Origin of the sequence: Falsarthrobacter nasiphocae (genome assembly GCF_031456275.1) — a bacterium.
Lineage (GTDB): Bacteria > Actinomycetota > Actinomycetes > Actinomycetales > Micrococcaceae > Falsarthrobacter > Falsarthrobacter nasiphocae.
The window spans coordinates 330,548-347,311 of sequence record NZ_JAVDUI010000001.1; the positions used below are offsets into that span (position 1 = coordinate 330,548).

General features: G+C 61.9%; 13 protein-coding genes and 1 pseudogene. 7 read left to right on the forward strand and 7 right to left on the reverse strand.

Annotation, left to right across the window (positions count from 1 at the left end):
• The first annotated feature begins 231 nt into the window (after window positions 1–231).
• Entirely contained in the window at window positions 232–1,437 is a 1,206-nt protein-coding gene (locus J2S35_RS01510; protein WP_309849062.1) for an AlbA family DNA-binding domain-containing protein, read from the forward strand.
• A gap of 85 nt (window positions 1,438–1,522) precedes the next feature.
• Here J2S35_RS01510 and J2S35_RS01515 read toward each other — a convergent pair whose 3' ends face one another.
• From J2S35_RS01515 to J2S35_RS01525, 3 genes are all read right to left on the reverse strand, one after another.
• Complete coding sequence (locus J2S35_RS01515; RefSeq protein WP_309849063.1) at window positions 1,523–1,966, reverse strand: hypothetical protein; 444 nt, start codon at window positions 1,964–1,966, stop codon at window positions 1,523–1,525.
• Between the two features lie 11 nt (window positions 1,967–1,977).
• The gene (locus J2S35_RS01520) at window positions 1,978–3,294 is read right to left on the reverse strand and encodes an ISL3 family transposase (RefSeq protein ID WP_309849065.1); all 1,317 of its coding nucleotides are present in this window, start codon (window positions 3,292–3,294) and stop codon (window positions 1,978–1,980) included.
• Window positions 3,295–3,389: 95 nt separating this feature from the next.
• On the reverse strand, window positions 3,390–3,749 hold the full coding sequence (locus J2S35_RS01525) for a hypothetical protein (RefSeq protein ID WP_309849066.1): 360 nt from the start codon (window positions 3,747–3,749) through the stop codon (window positions 3,390–3,392).
• 123 nt (window positions 3,750–3,872) lie between these two features.
• Here J2S35_RS01525 and J2S35_RS01530 point away from each other — a divergent pair, with 123 nt between their 5' ends.
• On the forward strand, window positions 3,873–5,189 hold the full coding sequence (locus tag J2S35_RS01530; RefSeq protein WP_309849065.1) for an ISL3 family transposase: 1,317 nt from the start codon (window positions 3,873–3,875) through the stop codon (window positions 5,187–5,189).
• Here J2S35_RS01530 and J2S35_RS01535 read toward each other — a convergent pair.
• The gene (locus J2S35_RS01535; RefSeq protein ID WP_309849070.1) at window positions 5,161–5,499 is read right to left on the reverse strand and encodes a hypothetical protein; all 339 of its coding nucleotides are present in this window, start codon (window positions 5,497–5,499) and stop codon (window positions 5,161–5,163) included. The two genes, J2S35_RS01530 and J2S35_RS01535, sit on opposite strands and share 29 nt — an antisense overlap.
• Before the next feature lie 1,009 nt (window positions 5,500–6,508).
• Here J2S35_RS01535 and J2S35_RS01540 point away from each other — a divergent pair.
• The 3 genes from J2S35_RS01540 (at window position 6,509) to J2S35_RS01545 (ending at window position 9,778) form a co-directional block, all read left to right on the forward strand.
• A complete protein-coding gene (locus J2S35_RS01540) occupies window positions 6,509–7,705 on the forward strand; it encodes an IS110 family RNA-guided transposase (RefSeq protein ID WP_309849072.1) in 1,197 nt (398 codons plus the stop codon).
• Between the two features lie 119 nt (window positions 7,706–7,824).
• A complete protein-coding gene (locus tag J2S35_RS09905; protein WP_380084042.1) occupies window positions 7,825–8,766 on the forward strand; it encodes a DNA cytosine methyltransferase in 942 nt (313 codons plus the stop codon).
• Between the two features lie 73 nt (window positions 8,767–8,839).
• The gene (locus J2S35_RS01545; protein WP_309849075.1) at window positions 8,840–9,778 is read left to right on the forward strand and encodes a NotI family restriction endonuclease; all 939 of its coding nucleotides are present in this window, start codon (window positions 8,840–8,842) and stop codon (window positions 9,776–9,778) included.
• 124 nt (window positions 9,779–9,902) lie between these two features.
• Here J2S35_RS01545 and J2S35_RS01550 read toward each other — a convergent pair.
• A pseudogene (locus J2S35_RS01550) lies at window positions 9,903–11,133 on the reverse strand (IS3 family transposase).
• Window positions 11,134–11,202: 69 nt separating this feature from the next.
• Between J2S35_RS01550 and J2S35_RS01555 the strand changes: the two are divergent.
• Complete coding sequence (locus tag J2S35_RS01555; protein WP_309849077.1) at window positions 11,203–11,979, forward strand: hypothetical protein; 777 nt, start codon at window positions 11,203–11,205, stop codon at window positions 11,977–11,979.
• A 570-nt stretch (window positions 11,980–12,549) separates the two neighbouring features.
• On the forward strand, window positions 12,550–13,866 hold the full coding sequence (locus J2S35_RS01560) for an ISL3 family transposase (protein WP_309849065.1): 1,317 nt from the start codon (window positions 12,550–12,552) through the stop codon (window positions 13,864–13,866).
• A gap of 378 nt (window positions 13,867–14,244) precedes the next feature.
• Here the strand turns inward: J2S35_RS01560 and J2S35_RS01565 are convergent, their stop codons facing one another.
• Together J2S35_RS01565 and J2S35_RS01570 are read right to left on the reverse strand one after the other, a co-directional pair.
• Window positions 14,245–14,979 carry a hypothetical protein gene (locus tag J2S35_RS01565; RefSeq protein WP_309849079.1) on the reverse strand — a complete coding sequence of 245 codons (735 nt, stop codon included), beginning with the start codon at window positions 14,977–14,979 and terminating at the stop codon, window positions 14,245–14,247.
• A complete protein-coding gene (locus J2S35_RS01570) occupies window positions 14,963–16,630 on the reverse strand; it encodes an N-6 DNA methylase (RefSeq protein ID WP_309849081.1) in 1,668 nt (555 codons plus the stop codon). Before J2S35_RS01570 ends, J2S35_RS01565 begins: the two co-directional genes overlap by 17 nt.
• Window positions 16,631–16,764: the final 134 nt, after the last annotated feature.

The following is a 16,764-nucleotide window of genomic DNA, read 5'->3' on the forward strand; positions in this document are numbered from 1 at the left end:
CGCGGTGACATTCGAGCGAAGGTGAGTGAGCCCCTGCGTCGAGGCCACGAAAGCCCCATTCTCGACTACAGAAAGTGCCGCGCCAAGGCTGTCACAGAATCCGTCGCTAAGTTAGCGTCGGAGGCGAACCAGGAACGGCCGAAGGCTCCCCTCGCGCCCGTACCCGGGACGCCCACCCCCATGTGGAACCTCGGGGAAGGTTCAGTGCTGTCAAGAAGAAAGGGAAGAAACATGGTTCAGCAATACCTCGGTCCCGCCCTCGGTGTGGTGGCCTTCTCGACCTGGTCAGAGCTCGAAGATGCAGCAGAGCAAGGATTGCTGGAAGAGTCCGTTTGGTGCGAGCTCAAGGAGATGCCCACCCCGCAAAGCTGCTCCAAGAAGGACGCAAATCTAGAGATGGCCCGCGACCTGGCCTCTCTCAGCGTGGACGGCGGCCTGCTCATCTTCGGAGTACGCGACAACAACTTCGACGTCGTCGGATGCGATACCCAGGGGTTGACAGACCGCATATCTCAAGTAGCGGGCGGGCGCGTCTATCCCCCGTTGTCGCCCACCATCCTGCCCCCGCTCCTCAACCCAGAGGATGAGAGCCGGTCAGTCCTGATTGTCCAGGTTCCACCCTCCCCGCTTGCACCCCATATGGTGGATGGCAGCTATTGGGGTCGAAGTAGCAATGGCAAGCGCAAGCTCAACGATACTGAGGTGCGCCGCCTACTCCTGCAACGCGATCGGGGAGAAGACTCCTTCCGACAGCGCCTCATCAGCATGGAGACCAACGACCCGCTGTCCCACTACGTTGAAGGACATCCCACCGGTAATGGGCACATCTATCTTGTCGCTGAGCCATGTGCTCCGGTAGCGCGGGCCGGCAACGAACGTCAAGGCGATGAGGTCCTCCGAAAGGTGACGCGAGCAAGCGCCTGGCAAGGTGTCGTCCCGAAGTGTGTCTACCGCTCCCCCAATCCTGCGGGGGACGCCTATGCCACGGTCGGCCCGCACGGTGAGCGTATTCCAAGCAGGGGGGAGCGGTCACTCTGTCATGTCTTGCTGCACGAGGACAGCTCGATTGAAGTGGTCTCAGGCGGCGGAACCGCCACGTGGGAAAGCGACTCCGGACAGCCCATCAACTACCTCTGCGCCGGGCTCATCTCAACACTGGTCATCCAGACCCTAGAACTCGTTGCCGACCGCTCACGGGCGTGGGGGTACACAGGGCAATGGCGTGTGGGCTTGCGTGTCACCAAGACACGGGGGGCTGTCTACTCCACCAAAGACATCATGAGGCGCTACCCCGCCTTTGTCGCCGACGACTACGTCCGCACCACCGTCATCCAGGGGATCAATACCGACCCTCTGGAACAGGCCGAGACCCTCCTTCGAGGACTCTACCGCGGACTCGGGATCGACTCTGATCCAATCACTGAGGTGGCTAACTAAGCACCCGAACGAGACGCGTCGTCAACCTTCTTCGTGGGTCGATCCCCAGGGACGACGCACGCCCACGAAGAAGGAACGACGTTATTCATTCGATTACGAGTCCGCCGAAGTCGGCACGAAGACTCGCCGCATTGTCATGTACTTCGCTTTCGGGCCCATACTGATAGCTCACCATGCAAGCTTTTTCACCATCGGTCCGGTTGTAGAAATACGTGGTGAATTGAGCGCTGCTTGGCGCTGAACGAAGTTGCACAAGACGCCCGAGAGGAAGCGGCGCCTCGGCGTGGTCCCGAACCAGATATAGCTCTTCCCCAATCATTTGTGCCCCTACGGCAAACTCGCAGGCAGCAAAAGGCGTGCGGGTACCCATCGCGACTTCGGCGGTCTGACATAGGCCATCGCGTCGAAGCTTCGCACTTCCGGCACGAACTAAAGGAAGCTGGGCCCAGACATTTCCAAGAATCGCCCGGATCTCTCGTATATCAGAGATGAGCGAGTCAACGTGAGTAGACGACACGGCTTCAGACATACACCGGCTCTTCACAGATGAGGGTGTAGTGCTGTTCTGAACCCGCCGACGTCCAGCAGGGATCGAGCGATGTAGTGGGCCAGGTTCCGGAATCCCAGTGCCGTGCCCCGTAAGTGCTCCAGACGGCCGTTGATCGCCTCAGTCGGCCCGTTGCTCGAGCCTGGATGATCGAAGAACGCCAACACATCTGCAGCCCTGCGCTTCAAGGTCCGACCTAGCGTGATCAGCTCCGTCAGCGCCTCTGGCACCCCGCGGGCCAGCGAAGCGATAACTGCCTGCATCCGCCGCCGTCCAGCTACGCGGTCAGGGTCGCGGTAGGCAGCCACGATCCGCTGATACACGCTCCACGTCACCTCGACCTCCACGTGGGCCTCGCACGCGAAGACGGCCGCCAACCTGGCTGCCTGACGGCTGGTCAGCAGCCCGGCCCCGGTATGCAGCACCCGCCGGATCCCGTACAGCGGGTCTGCTGAACGACCCCGGCGCCCGAGCGTGGCCTGCTGCACTCGCTGGCGGCACTGATCGATCTTCTCCCCGGCCAGGGCCACGACATGGAACGGGTCCATCACCGCTCTGGCAGCCGGGATCTCTTCGGTAGCGGCGCTCTTGTAGCCGGTGAAGCCGTCCATCGCCACGATCTCGATCCCGTTCCTGAACTCGGGCGTGCGCTCAGCGAGCCAGGTCTTGAAGACCTGCTTTGAACGCCCCGGCACCATGTCCAACAGGCGCGAGGTCCCAGTACCGGCGCGGATCGGGGTGAGATCGATGATGACGGTGACGTACTTCGACCCGGTGCCGGTATGGGACCAGACGTGCTCATCGACGCCGATGACCTGTACGCCGTCCAGGCGTCCGGGAGCATTGATGAGCAGGCGACGCCCAGTGTCCAGCACGGCGTCGTTGGCCGTGTTCCAGGCGACCCCGAGGCCTGCGGCGACCCGGGTGATCGAGAGGCGGTCGATGACCACGGCACGCAGTGCCCATAGGGCGGCGTGGCGAGAGAGTTTCGTCCTGGGCCAGGCCGCGGCCATGGTGTTCTGTCTCCACACGCTCTGGCAGTCCGGGCACCGGTAGCGGCGGATCCGCAGCTTCAGCTGCGTGGGCCGGTGCCCGAAGGGAACGTGGGCGAGGTGGCGGGTGACGGTGCCACGGGCGATGCCTTGCTGGCCGCACTGGCGACACCACCGATCAGTATCGTCTGTGGGGCGGATCCGGCATTCCAGGACGGCCTTGTCGGGAGCGATGTGCTGGCCGGTGACTGTGAGTCCGAGGTCGTTCAGTCGGCAGAACGCGTCGAGATCGGGGGCCGTGAGGGTAGCCTGGGGCATGTCGAGGTCTTCCAGATGGGCAGTGTGAGAACTTCCATCATCGGGAGGCCTCGACCTCTATGCGGGCACCGACACGCCGACCACCGCCCTGGGGGCTACACCCTCAATTGTGAAGAGCCCATATACCCCGAATGGCCCACCCATTCGTTCCGCTTAATGTTTATTTCTTTAAATTTTTGAACAACTTCACTCGAGATCAGCCGGGTGACCCCGATTCGGTTAAGGCTGGCGAAGGAACGACGGACGCGCGCCTCGTCATCAGCATCGCCGCCGAGTGCATCGCGAAAGTGCTTCAAAATTTTCTCTATGATGACAATCCAAGTCGCAAATGTCGGCCTCACAATGCTCATTCCATTGGCGTCAAGCGTCTGACGTATCTTATCCTCCGTCTCATTCGCTTCCCCCGAATACGCCCGATTTGCAGACAGCAACACGATGGCGTGAAACGCCACCATTGCCGGCTCTTCACAATTGAGGGTGTAGCCCCCAGGGCGGTGGTCGGCGTGTCGGTGCCCGCATAGAGGTCGAGGCCTCCCGATGATGGAAGTTCTCACACTGCCCATCTGGAAGACCTCGACATGCCCCAGGCTACCCTCACGGCCCCCGATCTCGACGCGTTCTGCCGACTGAACGACCTCGGACTCACAGTCACCGGCCAGCACATCGCTCCCGACAAGGCCGTCCTGGAATGCCGGATCCGCCCCACAGACGATACTGATCGGTGGTGTCGCCAGTGCGGCCAGCAAGGCATCGCCCGTGGCACCGTCACCCGCCACCTCGCCCACGTTCCCTTCGGGCACCGGCCCACGCAGCTGAAGCTGCGGATCCGCCGCTACCGGTGCCCGGACTGCCAGAGCGTGTGGAGACAGAACACCATGGCCGCGGCCTGGCCCAGGACGAAACTCTCTCGCCACGCCGCCCTATGGGCACTGCGTGCCGTGGTCATCGACCGCCTCTCGATCACCCGGGTCGCCGCAGGCCTCGGGGTCGCCTGGAACACGGCCAACGACGCCGTGCTGGACACTGGGCGTCGCCTGCTCATCAATGCTCCCGGACGCCTGGACGGCGTACAGGTCATCGGCGTCGATGAGCACGTCTGGTCCCATACCGGCACCGGGTCGAAGTACGTCACCGTCATCATCGATCTCACCCCGATCCGCGCCGGTACTGGGACCTCGCGCCTGTTGGACATGGTGCCGGGGCGTTCAAAGCAGGTCTTCAAGACCTGGCTCGCTGAGCGCACGCCCGAGTTCAGGAACGGGATCGAGATCGTGGCGATGGACGGCTTCACCGGCTACAAGAGCGCCGCTACCGAAGAGATCCCGGCTGCCAGAGCGGTGATGGACCCGTTCCATGTCGTGGCCCTGGCCGGGGAGAAGATCGATCAGTGCCGCCAGCGAGTGCAGCAGGCCACGCTCGGGCGCCGGGGTCGTTCAGCAGACCCGCTGTACGGGATCCGGCGGGTGCTGCATACCGGGGCCGGGCTGCTGACCAGCCGTCAGGCAGCCAGGTTGGCGGCCGTCTTCGCGTGCGAGGCCCACGTGGAGGTCGAGGTGACGTGGAGCGTGTATCAGCGGATCGTGGCTGCCTACCGCGACCCTGACCGCGTAGCTGGACGGCGGCGGATGCAGGCAGTTATCGCTTCGCTGGCCCGCGGGGTGCCAGAGGCGCTGACGGAGCTGATCACGCTAGGTCGGACCTTGAAGCGCAGGGCTGCAGATGTGTTGGCGTTCTTCGATCATCCAGGCTCGAGCAACGGGCCGACTGAGGCGATCAACGGCCGTCTGGAGCACTTACGGGGCACGGCACTGGGATTCCGGAACCTGGCCCACTACATCGCTCGATCCCTGCTGGACGTCGGCGGGTTCAGAACAGCACTACACCCTCATCTGTGAAGAGCCCCATTGCCTCGCATGCATGGAGGTACGCTCTTTGCCGCTCGCCCGCAGAACTCGCCGACTCCGCCGCCCAGAGGGCCGATGCAATCGGGTACGGCAACTGATCGAGCCAAGCGGACAGCGAGCCGTCGAAGACGCCCGCCACTTGCCCCACAACCTCGTCAGCTGCCTCGGGGGACGACCAGATGCTCTCTAGACGAGAGGAGAGATCAGCCTGGAATGAGACCAGCCGCTCGGCTGCCGAAGCCACGGCGTGCTGCACATGAAGTTCCGGTATAGGCACGATGAGTTCGTCAGCCCACTGCATCAAAGACTTGCTGTTCGTTCTGATACGGGGAGATTTCGGCCCCTGCTGCCTTCGATGTTTGCACGTTGGCGGCTGGCAGTGCCCAACTCCGAGCACAACCACTGCGCCATGAACGGCAGATGTACAGCCTCGTCAGCGAACTCGACCGCAGCAACCCGAGCCTCAGCGGGCGCTTCAGACCCCCCCAGTGAATGCCCTGGTTCGCGGGTCGCTTGGAATGAACAATTGATTGATGGGTTGAGCGATCTGTGAATCGGGTGTCATCTTTGGCTCACAGGCCAGAAGGCGACTTAGGCGAGTGATATGCCAGCCAGAATCTGTCAAATTGTCTGATATCTCACGAGAGTCATCCTCGAATATCCGGGTAGGATCCAGATCGACAGTCAACTTTGGCTTGCCATCGAGTGAAACGCCTGAAATCTCGCCATATCGATTACTCAGAAACTGGTCGTCAATCGACGTATCATTATACGTCGTGACGCGCCACGAAATTTGATCGCCATCGGTCGCTTCCCTCGACAAGAACGCTTCTCTTCGCGTGAACCGTTTCGTACTAATAGTTCGATCTCGTGGGCCCGCCTTCCTTATTCTCAACCCCGATTCCAATTCGTGCAAGGTGTCGAGGGGTAGCAAACGACAACCGCGCTTGGAGATGAACGAACTCTGTAAGTCGAATATCATCGCTTTTCCACGCTTGATGTCTTGTATCCTATTCGAAAAAGTCAATAGGAAAGGCGAAAACGATATCTGCCCTACAAGCCCCCGTTACCTTCTTCGTGGGTTCTTCCTCCGCGATGATGGAAGGACGAGCGGCCAGCCGGTCCTGGCATGATCGCCGCCCCCAGTCGAACCAATGATCCGGGGGGTGTAGTCACCAGGACCGGCTCGGTCACCACGGATCGCTAATAGAAGCCCGCTTCACCTCAAGGGTCTTTGTAACGTGGATGTGAACGCGGTGACCATCCTTGGCTGCTCTCAGCAAGACAGTCAGACCCCCAAGGTGAGCACCATGACCTACCAGCTCTACATCGGACTCGACGTCGGTAAGGGCGAGCACCACGCCACCGCGCTACTGCCCGACGGCACCATCGTTCACGACAAGCCCCTGGCCCAATCAGAGCCAAAACTCCGGGACCTCTTCACCGACCTCATCGCCCAGCACGGCACCGGACTTGTGGTTGTGGACCAGCCCAAGACCATTGGGGCCTTGCCCGTGGCGGTTGCTAAAGCCGTGGGCCTGGACGTCGCCTACCTCCCCGGACTAACGATGCGTAGGGTCGCCGATCTGCACCCCGGGCAAGCGAAGACGGACGCGCGGGACGCGTTCATCATTGCCGATACCGCTCGGACCATGCCCCACACGCTGCGCTCGATCACGGTCACCGAGGAGAACATCGCCGAATTGACGATGCTCTGCGGATTCGATGACGACCTCGCGGCTCAAGCCACCCAGGTCAGCAACCGCCTCCGCGGGCTCCTCACCCAGATTCACCCGGCGCTCGAGCGTGTCCTGGGGCCTCACCTGGACCCCAAGGCCGTGGTTGATCTGCTTACCCGCTACCCCAGCCCTGGGGCGTTGAAGACGGCAGGCCGCGGCCACGTGCGGGCCCGGTTGAAGAAGCTCGCCCCGCGTCTGGCGCCCCGACTCACGGAGGAGATCTTCGAGGCCCTGGCCGAGCAGACCGTGATCGTCGCCGGGACGGGCGCGGCCGCGAAAGTCATCGGACGCCTCGCCGAGCAGCTTACTCAGCTGCGTCGGCAGCGCGATGACATCGCCGAAGAGATCCTGGCGGTGGTCGATGCGCACCCTCTTTCCCCTGTCCTGATGTCCATGCCGGGAGTGGGCGTCAGGACCACAGCGCGACTGCTCACAGAAGTGGTTGGCAAGACCTTCAAGTCCGCCGCCCACCTGGCCTCGTACGCGGGGATCGCACCCGTGACGCGACAATCCGGCTCGTCCATCCGTGGCAAGTCAGCCTCACGTCGAGGGAACAAGATCCTCAAACGAGCCTTGTCCCTCTCAGCCGTTGCAGCCCTGAGCGATCCGGCCTCGCGGGCCTACTACGACCGCAAACGAGCCCAAGGCAAGCGCCACAACCAGGCCGTCATGGCGCTCGCCCGCCGCCGTTCCGATGTTCTGTTCGCGATGCTGCGAGACGGAACGTTCTATGAGTCCCGCCCGTCACGAATGGCTCTGGCAGCTTGACGAAAACCATAGAAGCACCCCCCTGGAGACCTGCTACCCCTCCCCGAACGTACCCCCTCCCGACGGCAGTCAGTTCGACCTTGCCAGCCACCGAGCGCTAGAGTGGGTCAGTGAGATATGTGAGCTTGTTCAGCGGCGGCGGCGGTCTCGACCTTGGCTTCGAGGCCGCAGGGTTCGAACCCTTAGTCTGCCTCGACAACGATCCAATTGCATGCGAAACCCTACGGACGAACCGCCCCTCCTGGAACGTCGTCTGCAACGACATCCGCCAATTCAACGCGACACCTTATCGCGGTGCGGATGTAGTAGTCGGTGGCCCTCCCTGCCAAGGCTTTAGCACTGCAGGGAAAGGTGATCCAGCTGATCCGAGAAATTTCCTTTGGAAAGAGTACATGCGAGTCGTCCAAGAGGTGCAGCCCCGGGCAGTGGTCCTAGAAAACGTGTCCGCGCTGACCCACAAACGGAATGGCGACCATCTCACAGGTATTATGAACCACCTCCGAGAAGAGGGATTTAGCTTTGCATATGGCGTGCTCAACGCGGCCCACTACGGAGTGCCTCAGGCTCGCCGGAGACTCATAGTCATTGGTGTTCGTGATGGCGAGCCATCCCTCCCGCCCGCCACGACCACGGAACACCCAGCTACGGTATGGGACGCCATTCATGACCTCGCAAAACTGGAGGCCACCCCTTCCCTCAACCATGTTCCCAACCACCACGCACCTCACGTGGCTGAACGCTGGTCCAAGTTGGGGCCGGGCGAAGTGGATCCTAATTACAGGCGCGCTCGCCTTGACCCGAGCAAGCCGTCCCTTACCATCAGGGCCGGCGGAGGTTACGGACCCAACGGAAACCATCTCGGAGGCTTCCATCCCCCAATCCACCCAACCTTCCCGCGACAGCTCACAGTTCGCGAAGCAGCGCGCATCCAATCCTTTCCGGACAGCTGGACTCTATGCGGGCCAAAAACCATCCAGGGACGCCAAATTGGCAACGCCGTACCAGTCCGCCTCGCCGAAGCTATAGCTCTGCACGTCACCAAACTGCTCGATAAATCATGAACCCGAGGTAGAACCAGAATGCGTTAACTGAATAATCTTAAAGGTGAATTATTAATCTGACACAGGGGTTAAAGTGAAATCTTGGGGCATTGCAGAGTGGTATGGTGAAAATATCGACGAGATGCGGCCAGACCGACGACAAGAGGCTGCCCAAATCTCACTGTCAGTAAAAAATAAGACGATCGCGCCGAACGAAGCCCCCTCCTGCCCATTCCTTTCAACGATACGGCCTGATGCGAAGTGCAATAAGCCCGGTGGCGTTTGCTCCATCCGACTCTATGATAATGATATACCCGAGAAGGACAGGCAACCTGCCGCCGTCTGCCCTAACCGATTCCTCGAAGTCGCATCTGGACACTCCGTATTCGCTCGTATTGCAGATAAAATATATGGCCCTTCGAGTGAGGCTCTGGTTATAAAGGAAATACCGTTCTTAAACAAGGTCGACGCCGACGGAAACATCTCTCGCGAAGCCAAGGCGGGCCGTTTTGACTGGGTTCTTATACCGAACCCTCCCGCCCCGAACTCCACTGGCCCCCTAGACTGGCTTGCTGTCGAAACTCAGGCAGTCTATTTTTCTGGCGGAAATATGTGGTCTGATATTGAGGAGTATCTTAGAGACCCTAGCCGCCTCCATGCGCCGCAAGCCCAACGCAGACCTGATTACCGCTCATCAGGAGCCAAACGGCTCGCGCCGCAGCTGGATGCTAAGGCACCAGTTATTCGTCGCTGGGGGCGTAAAGTTGCGGTCATTGTAGACCAGTCCTTTTTTGACGAACTGGCGTCACTGCCTACGCAGATATCTGACTTCGACAATGCTGAGGTCGTATGGGTTACCATGCGGTATAACTCCCACATGGAGCTAGCTGTAAATCAAATTATATTCAGCCTGCTCGATGAATCTATTGCAGCACTTCAGGCCACGCGCCCCTTGAAGCGAAGTGAATTTGAGAATGGCCTAAAGAAGGAGCTCTGGAAATCTGGGCCCCGGAGAAAAGTCCATAAAGCCTGAGCCGCACCACCCATTCTCCCCGTTATCTTCTTGGTGGGTCCTTCCTCCGCGATGGTGGAAGGACGAGCAGCCGGTCGGTCCTGGCATGATTGCTGCCTGATGTATCCTGGGTTTTGTTCCGGGGTTAGGACGCAACAGGCGCCGCGTCCTGCCGGCAATGATGAGCGGCCTCGACCTCCGCAGGCGCCCGGTATCCCAGAGGCTCCTGCAACCGCGAGGTGTTCCACCAGTGGACCGACCCCATCGTCGCGAGCTCGACAGCCTCAACCGACTCCCACACCTGCTTCGAGTAGATCAGCTCAGCCTTGTATAGGCCGTCGGACCGTCTCAGCGAGGGCGTTGTCATACGAGTCACCGACTGTCCCAACTGAGGCCGTCATGGCCGCAGTGATGAGAGCATCTGAGTAAGCCAAACTAACGTATTGGCTTCCTCTGTCGCTGTGATGGACCAGACCCTGACGTCCACGGCTCGCCCCCGTCGACACGAGCGCATGCTCAAAAGCCAGCAGAGGCAGCCCGTACGCGTGCAGGGTCGAGGACACGGCGAGCCAACGATGCGGCGGGAGGAGACGTCGGTAATGAACGCGACGTAGCAGAACCCGCCGACCACCCGGACATACGTAATGTCAGCGGCCCAGAGCCTATGCGGACCATTCGCGGTGAAACTCCGCTCCCAGGTCCGGACGAGTGTCAGGCTCGTGGGAGCATGTCGTCGTCACGAGCTTGCGCCCCCCGCCGCACGCCCTGGAGGCCGGCGGCTCTCATGAGTCGGGCGACGCGCTCCAGTCCGACATTCCATCCTTCCCGGCGCATCGCCTGGTACATCTTCCTCACCCCATAGACGCTGTAGTTCGCTGCGTGGACGCGCTGAATTTCCGCGGTGAGGAGCTCATCGCGCAGGGCGCGGTCACAGACAGGGCGCGTCTTCGCGGCCCGGTAGCCGCGGGAGGTGATGACCCCACACTCTCGCGCGCGGAGGACGCGACAGATGGCCCAGACCCCGAACTGATCGCGGTGCGTGTCGATGAACCTCATCATCTCGTCGTGGGACGGCCTGGCTCCGCTGCGAAAAAAGCCGAGGCCTTGCGCAGGATCTCATTGGCTCGTCGCAGCTCGAGGTTCTCCCGGCGGAGCTTCGTGATCTCTTCAACTTCCGCGGTGGTGAGCCCTGGGGCCTCGCCTCGATTGACACGGTCCTGCTTCCATCAATTCCGAAGGGTGTGAGGTGAGATCCCGCCGAGGGCCTCGCCCTCTACTGTGCAGGCGACCCAGCCTGAGCACTCCTCGGTGCGAATGCGTTCCCTGATGAGCTCGAGCGCGCGGGCTCTGAACTCGGGGCTGTACTTCTGCGGCAAGTTCCAATGCTCCTTGAGAAAGTAGGTCGGAACGAAACCCAGGACGCTTCACTTCGCTATGCTCTCTTCATGGATCCCGATCAGTTCGCAACGCCAGAGCGCAAGGCGTACCCCGGCTGCACGTATTGCGGTCGCACTTTCGCCGAACCTGGCGAGATCGCTGGACTACGTGCTCGTGGCGACGTAACTGCCCTCGACGACGCGCGGGGCCGCCAACGAACCAACGACCATGTTCCCTCCAAGGTTCTGCTGGACGATCCGCTTCCAACTACCCTGCACACAGTCCCGTGTTGCCAGCGGTGCAATAACGGCTTCTCTGCCGCAGAGCGATACCTGGCGTGCCTACTCGAATGCGTCCTTGCCGGCGATACCGATGCAAATAAGTTCACACGTCCCAAAATGGCCCGAATTTTCAACGAACAGGGGTCTTCAAATATTCGAAAGATCATTTCCGATTCGCGCATGGAAACCCCTGATGGAACTTTTTGGAAGTCGGACACGCAGCAGTCTCATATGGTATTGAAAAAAATGGCACGTGGACACGCTGCCGTAAATGGATTTCCTCTCCTATCAGACCCGTTCAACTTCTGGGTCTTACCGCTTGAGTTCTTGACCCATGAGCAACGGAATGAGTTCGAATACGGGATCAGCGATAACCGCCTCTTCCCAGAGACCGGTAGTTTTGCCCTAGATCAGATAGGGCGGGCGGCCGGCCGCCGTGAAGATTGGGTTACGGTGCAGCCTGGGCGTTACCGCTATTCCTATACGGTCCAAAAAGCCTGCATACGCGTCCGCATCGTGCTGAGAGAGTATCTCGCGTGCGAAGCCGCCTGGGATCATCCTTGACCGAACGCTCGTGCCCCTCCGGGGCCGGCGCCCCCTCTGCCATATGGCAGTCCTTCTTACCGAGGCAGCGCGACTTGGTCGTTCGCAGACATGCGCAAGCAATATGACGAGATCACCACTCTGCGCATCGGTCTAGGCTAGTCACCAGCAACCGCCATCAAGCCGCGATGATCTGCCGGAAGCACCCCACAGATGGGAGCCAGGCCCACCGTCAACCCCATGTGTGGAACTTATGGACGAGTTTCGACGCTTGGCGGACCGCAACTGCCACCTGTCGGCTCGGGAACCGCCCGTCTCGAACCGTGACGATACTGAGATCAATCCGTGATCAAAAAGGGCTCCTGCCGTGTTTATGCTTTTGATTGTCGGGGCAAGAACAGCCCGGACACCCCCACTCACTCCTTCTGAATCACGGCGATTCAGAACGCATTCCGGAAGGAATACCTTAATGGGCTCTTCACAATTGAGGGTGTAGCCCCCAGGGCGGTGGTCGGCGTGTCGGTGCCCGCATAGAGGTCGAGGCCTCCCGATGATGGAAGTTCTCACACTGCCCATCTGGAAGACCTCGACATGCCCCAGGCTACCCTCACGGCCCCCGATCTCGACGCGTTCTGCCGACTGAACGACCTCGGACTCACAGTCACCGGCCAGCACATCGCTCCCGACAAGGCCGTCCTGGAATGCCGGATCCGCCCCACAGACGATACTGATCGGTGGTGTCGCCAGTGCGGCCAGCAAGGCATCGCCCGTGGCACCGTCACCCGCCACCTCGCCCACGTTCCCTTCGGGCACCGGCCCACGCAGCTGAAGCTGCGGATCCGCCGCTACCGGTGCCCGGACTGCCAGAGCGTGTGGAGACAGAACACCATGGCCGCGGCCTGGCCCAGGACGAAACTCTCTCGCCACGCCGCCCTATGGGCACTGCGTGCCGTGGTCATCGACCGCCTCTCGATCACCCGGGTCGCCGCAGGCCTCGGGGTCGCCTGGAACACGGCCAACGACGCCGTGCTGGACACTGGGCGTCGCCTGCTCATCAATGCTCCCGGACGCCTGGACGGCGTACAGGTCATCGGCGTCGATGAGCACGTCTGGTCCCATACCGGCACCGGGTCGAAGTACGTCACCGTCATCATCGATCTCACCCCGATCCGCGCCGGTACTGGGACCTCGCGCCTGTTGGACATGGTGCCGGGGCGTTCAAAGCAGGTCTTCAAGACCTGGCTCGCTGAGCGCACGCCCGAGTTCAGGAACGGGATCGAGATCGTGGCGATGGACGGCTTCACCGGCTACAAGAGCGCCGCTACCGAAGAGATCCCGGCTGCCAGAGCGGTGATGGACCCGTTCCATGTCGTGGCCCTGGCCGGGGAGAAGATCGATCAGTGCCGCCAGCGAGTGCAGCAGGCCACGCTCGGGCGCCGGGGTCGTTCAGCAGACCCGCTGTACGGGATCCGGCGGGTGCTGCATACCGGGGCCGGGCTGCTGACCAGCCGTCAGGCAGCCAGGTTGGCGGCCGTCTTCGCGTGCGAGGCCCACGTGGAGGTCGAGGTGACGTGGAGCGTGTATCAGCGGATCGTGGCTGCCTACCGCGACCCTGACCGCGTAGCTGGACGGCGGCGGATGCAGGCAGTTATCGCTTCGCTGGCCCGCGGGGTGCCAGAGGCGCTGACGGAGCTGATCACGCTAGGTCGGACCTTGAAGCGCAGGGCTGCAGATGTGTTGGCGTTCTTCGATCATCCAGGCTCGAGCAACGGGCCGACTGAGGCGATCAACGGCCGTCTGGAGCACTTACGGGGCACGGCACTGGGATTCCGGAACCTGGCCCACTACATCGCTCGATCCCTGCTGGACGTCGGCGGGTTCAGAACAGCACTACACCCTCATCTGTGAAGAGCCGTTTTAGGGTATCAGAGCGCTTTTGCCAAGTTGACGGTCTTGTACGCGGCCCCCATCTAATGCTTGTGTACCCCACACATAGCGAGGGCCCCGGCCCGCACCATCCTTGATACGGACCGGAGCCCCTGCCCGTGCGTCTACCAGCGCACAATCTCGAGGGTCTGACCGTTTGAGGCCGCCCTGAAGTGTCCTGGATTTCGTTCCGACCTACTTCCTCAAGGTGAATCTGAACGAAGCCCAGGACGCCTCACCCCGCCATCCTCACAGTCCGGAGCTGGTTTTGAGCCAGGCCCAGGCATCATTCCAGCTCCGCCCCGTGAATCGGCGCTCGACTTGGGCCCTCACGGCGCCCCCCGCACGGCATCAGCGGTGCTAGAGCTTGGTCACCTGGCCGTTGAGGCCTTCATAGAGGTCAAAGTTCCGCTCGCCGACCAGCGTGATGAGGTCGTCGAACATCTGGTCCAGGGGAACCTCGTTTTCCAGGTCGTTGACCTCGAACACGCGGACCGTCGGATGGGAGACGTTGAGGTCGACGAGGACCACGTAGAACTTCTCGTACTGCTCATCACGCCCTGCGGGGTCCTGACGACCGGTGAACAGCCGAAACCGGGGACCGACGTTGAGGAATGTGGAGCGGCGTCGTTGAGTGCTGTCATGCTCGGCGCCGGCGTCGAGAATGAGGAACCCGCCCAGGACGGCGTAGGGGAACCGGCGGTGGAGGGTGACTGCCTCGTTCAGCATGTCGGCGCGACGGTTGGTGAGGTTCTTCTGGTAGTTCCTGGACTTGCCGTCCTTGAACAGGATCGTCTTCACGCTGATGGCCAGGATCAAACCCGATTCCTCAGTGGCCCAGGTGACGTCGACTTTTTTCGCACCGATGCCGCCCGCGAGTCGCCGCTCTGCTCCACTTGATCCGCCGGAGCCCGAGCCTGCTGGTCGGGCCTCCGCCATCCCCCTCTGACGCAGCTCTTCGGCGAGAGCCAGCGCCACGGCGGCGGACACCTTCTCGTTGTAGTTCTTCTTGGTCGCCTGCGTGTCGGTGTCAAGGGGCTTTTGACCACAGCCCTTGATCGCGGCCTCCATGGCGTTCTCAATCCTGGACGGCATGTCCCCGCGCCTCCCGTCGTCCGGCGAGCTCGTCGCGGGCCTGACGTACGGCTCGCACCGTCAGTCGAGGAATGCCCAATGTCTCGATGAGCAGGGCGTCATCCACCATCGTGACCGCCTCGGCTAGCTTCCCGCCACGCAACTCCTCCCCGACCTGGGGGCGAATGGCGAGGAGCTTCTCGCGGGCCTGCTCCAGGACGCTGGGGCCAGGAACGAGCCAGCGTGCCGCCTCGCCCGGCTCCATCTTGAGGACACCACCGCCATAGGCACGGCCTGCAAGCTCGGCGCTCAGCATAGTAAAAGAGTTTAGGGCGCCCAGGGGCAGCAGCTCCCATCCGAGTTTGGCGTGCTGGGGTCGCAAGTAGACGCCGTGGATGCTGTTGAGGTGATAGGCCTTGGCGGTGTTGGTGACCAGACGCACGGTGTCAGCATTCATGTACGTGAGGAACAGGTCAGCCGGCGGCATGAGTGGCACTTGCCACCACAGCCGGCGCGTGCGGCTCTTGTAGGTCTGGTCCACGCCGTCGGCAATGCCAGTAGCCAGGTACGAGGTGACGGCTTCGGAAAAGAGACCTTCTGCCGGGTAGAACAGGCGCGTGCGTCGGCCCTTCTCGCCCAGCTCGCACAGTGCGGCGGCGGTCAGCTCCAGTCCGCGCAGGTGCGACGAGCCCGGCGGGGAAAGAGGCAGCGTGTCGCACGCGCCGAGCCCGATCTCGGCGACGGTAGCCGGGGTCATGGCGAAGTAGTTGTTGCGGCCGGTGACCATGCCGAGCTTGGTGTCGCCCCACTTGCTGAGCGATTGGAGCTGGTCAGCACTCACGGCATCGAGCAGGGCAGCCATCACGTGGGTGTCAATGGTTGCACCCGACCACTTCTGGGCTGGGTCAGCCGGCGTCCACGAGATGGCAGGCGGCATGGTCGGCAGGCCGGCGGCGTTGCGTACCTGCCGCACCTTGGCACTGGTGGCGGCGCCTTCCTGGTAGCCGGAAGCCAGCAATAGCACCGCCTCCGTCTCGGCCTCGGCGAACACACGCTCCTCGAAGAGAACCAGCTCAATCGAGCTGAACCGCTCGAACAGGAACCGGCGCACCGCGCCCGCGTAGTTGGCTGTCAACAGCTCAGCAGGGAGGACAAAGCCCAAGCGCCCACCCTTGCGCAGGTGGAGTGCCGAGGCCACAGTGAACGCCGCCCAGGCCGAAGCGAGGCCAGACAGTGCGACGCCACCACGCAGGGCTGCCGCTCTCGCCCGGGCGCGCTGATCACCAGTGAAGTCCTGGAACCGGATGTATGGCGGATTTCCGACGACGGCGTCAAAAGTGGGTTCAACCGGACGCTCGAAGAAGTCGCCGACGGCGATGTCTGCCTGCCCACCCGCTGCAGCGATGCGACGACGGCCTTCTTCGGCACTCCACGCGTGGAGCTCCGAGCCGTGAACCTTCGGGCTATCCGCGCCAAGGGAGATGAGCCGGCCAACCGCGTGCACCAGGAACTCGGCGTCGCCGGTCGAGGGCTCGAGGATCTTGTCCTGGGCGGTCTCGATGGCCCAGTCGACGATGTAGGAGGCGATGGCCGGCGGCGTGAAGAAGGCACCACGTGCCTTGCGACGGTCCTGGGTGTCCCCGGGGTCCCTATTGCGTGCGTTCGCCGCCATTACCGCTCCTTCTCTTCCAGGAACAAGGCTATTTGGCCTCTGTAACACTTCTGAGCAACGGCTCGGCGTTGCTTGGCCTCTCCATGCCTTGCGGTGACCCTCGTGGCGACTCAGGCATCAAAACGTCTAACGCC

What these genes read in the sequence shown, in the direction of transcription:
- J2S35_RS01555 (WP_309849077.1), top strand. Translation starts at nt 11,203, where the DNA reads ATGGATCCCGATCAGTTCGCAACGCCAGAGCGCAAGGCGTACCCCGGC.
- J2S35_RS01560 (WP_309849065.1), top strand. Translation starts at nt 12,550, where the DNA reads ATGCCCCAGGCTACCCTCACGGCCCCCGATCTCGACGCGTTCTGCCGA.
- J2S35_RS01540 (WP_309849072.1), top strand. Translation starts at nt 6,509, where the DNA reads ATGACCTACCAGCTCTACATCGGACTCGACGTCGGTAAGGGCGAGCAC.
- J2S35_RS01525 (WP_309849066.1), bottom strand. Translation starts at nt 3,749, where the DNA reads ATGGTGGCGTTTCACGCCATCGTGTTGCTGTCTGCAAATCGGGCGTAT.
- J2S35_RS01510 (WP_309849062.1), top strand. Translation starts at nt 232, where the DNA reads ATGGTTCAGCAATACCTCGGTCCCGCCCTCGGTGTGGTGGCCTTCTCG.
- J2S35_RS01520 (WP_309849065.1), bottom strand. Translation starts at nt 3,294, where the DNA reads ATGCCCCAGGCTACCCTCACGGCCCCCGATCTCGACGCGTTCTGCCGA.
- J2S35_RS01530 (WP_309849065.1), top strand. Translation starts at nt 3,873, where the DNA reads ATGCCCCAGGCTACCCTCACGGCCCCCGATCTCGACGCGTTCTGCCGA.
- J2S35_RS01515 (WP_309849063.1), bottom strand. Translation starts at nt 1,966, where the DNA reads ATGTCTGAAGCCGTGTCGTCTACTCACGTTGACTCGCTCATCTCTGAT.
- J2S35_RS01535 (WP_309849070.1), bottom strand. Translation starts at nt 5,499, where the DNA reads ATGCAGTGGGCTGACGAACTCATCGTGCCTATACCGGAACTTCATGTG.
- J2S35_RS01565 (WP_309849079.1), bottom strand. Translation starts at nt 14,979, where the DNA reads ATGCCGTCCAGGATTGAGAACGCCATGGAGGCCGCGATCAAGGGCTGT.
- J2S35_RS01570 (WP_309849081.1), bottom strand. Translation starts at nt 16,630, where the DNA reads ATGGCGGCGAACGCACGCAATAGGGACCCCGGGGACACCCAGGACCGT.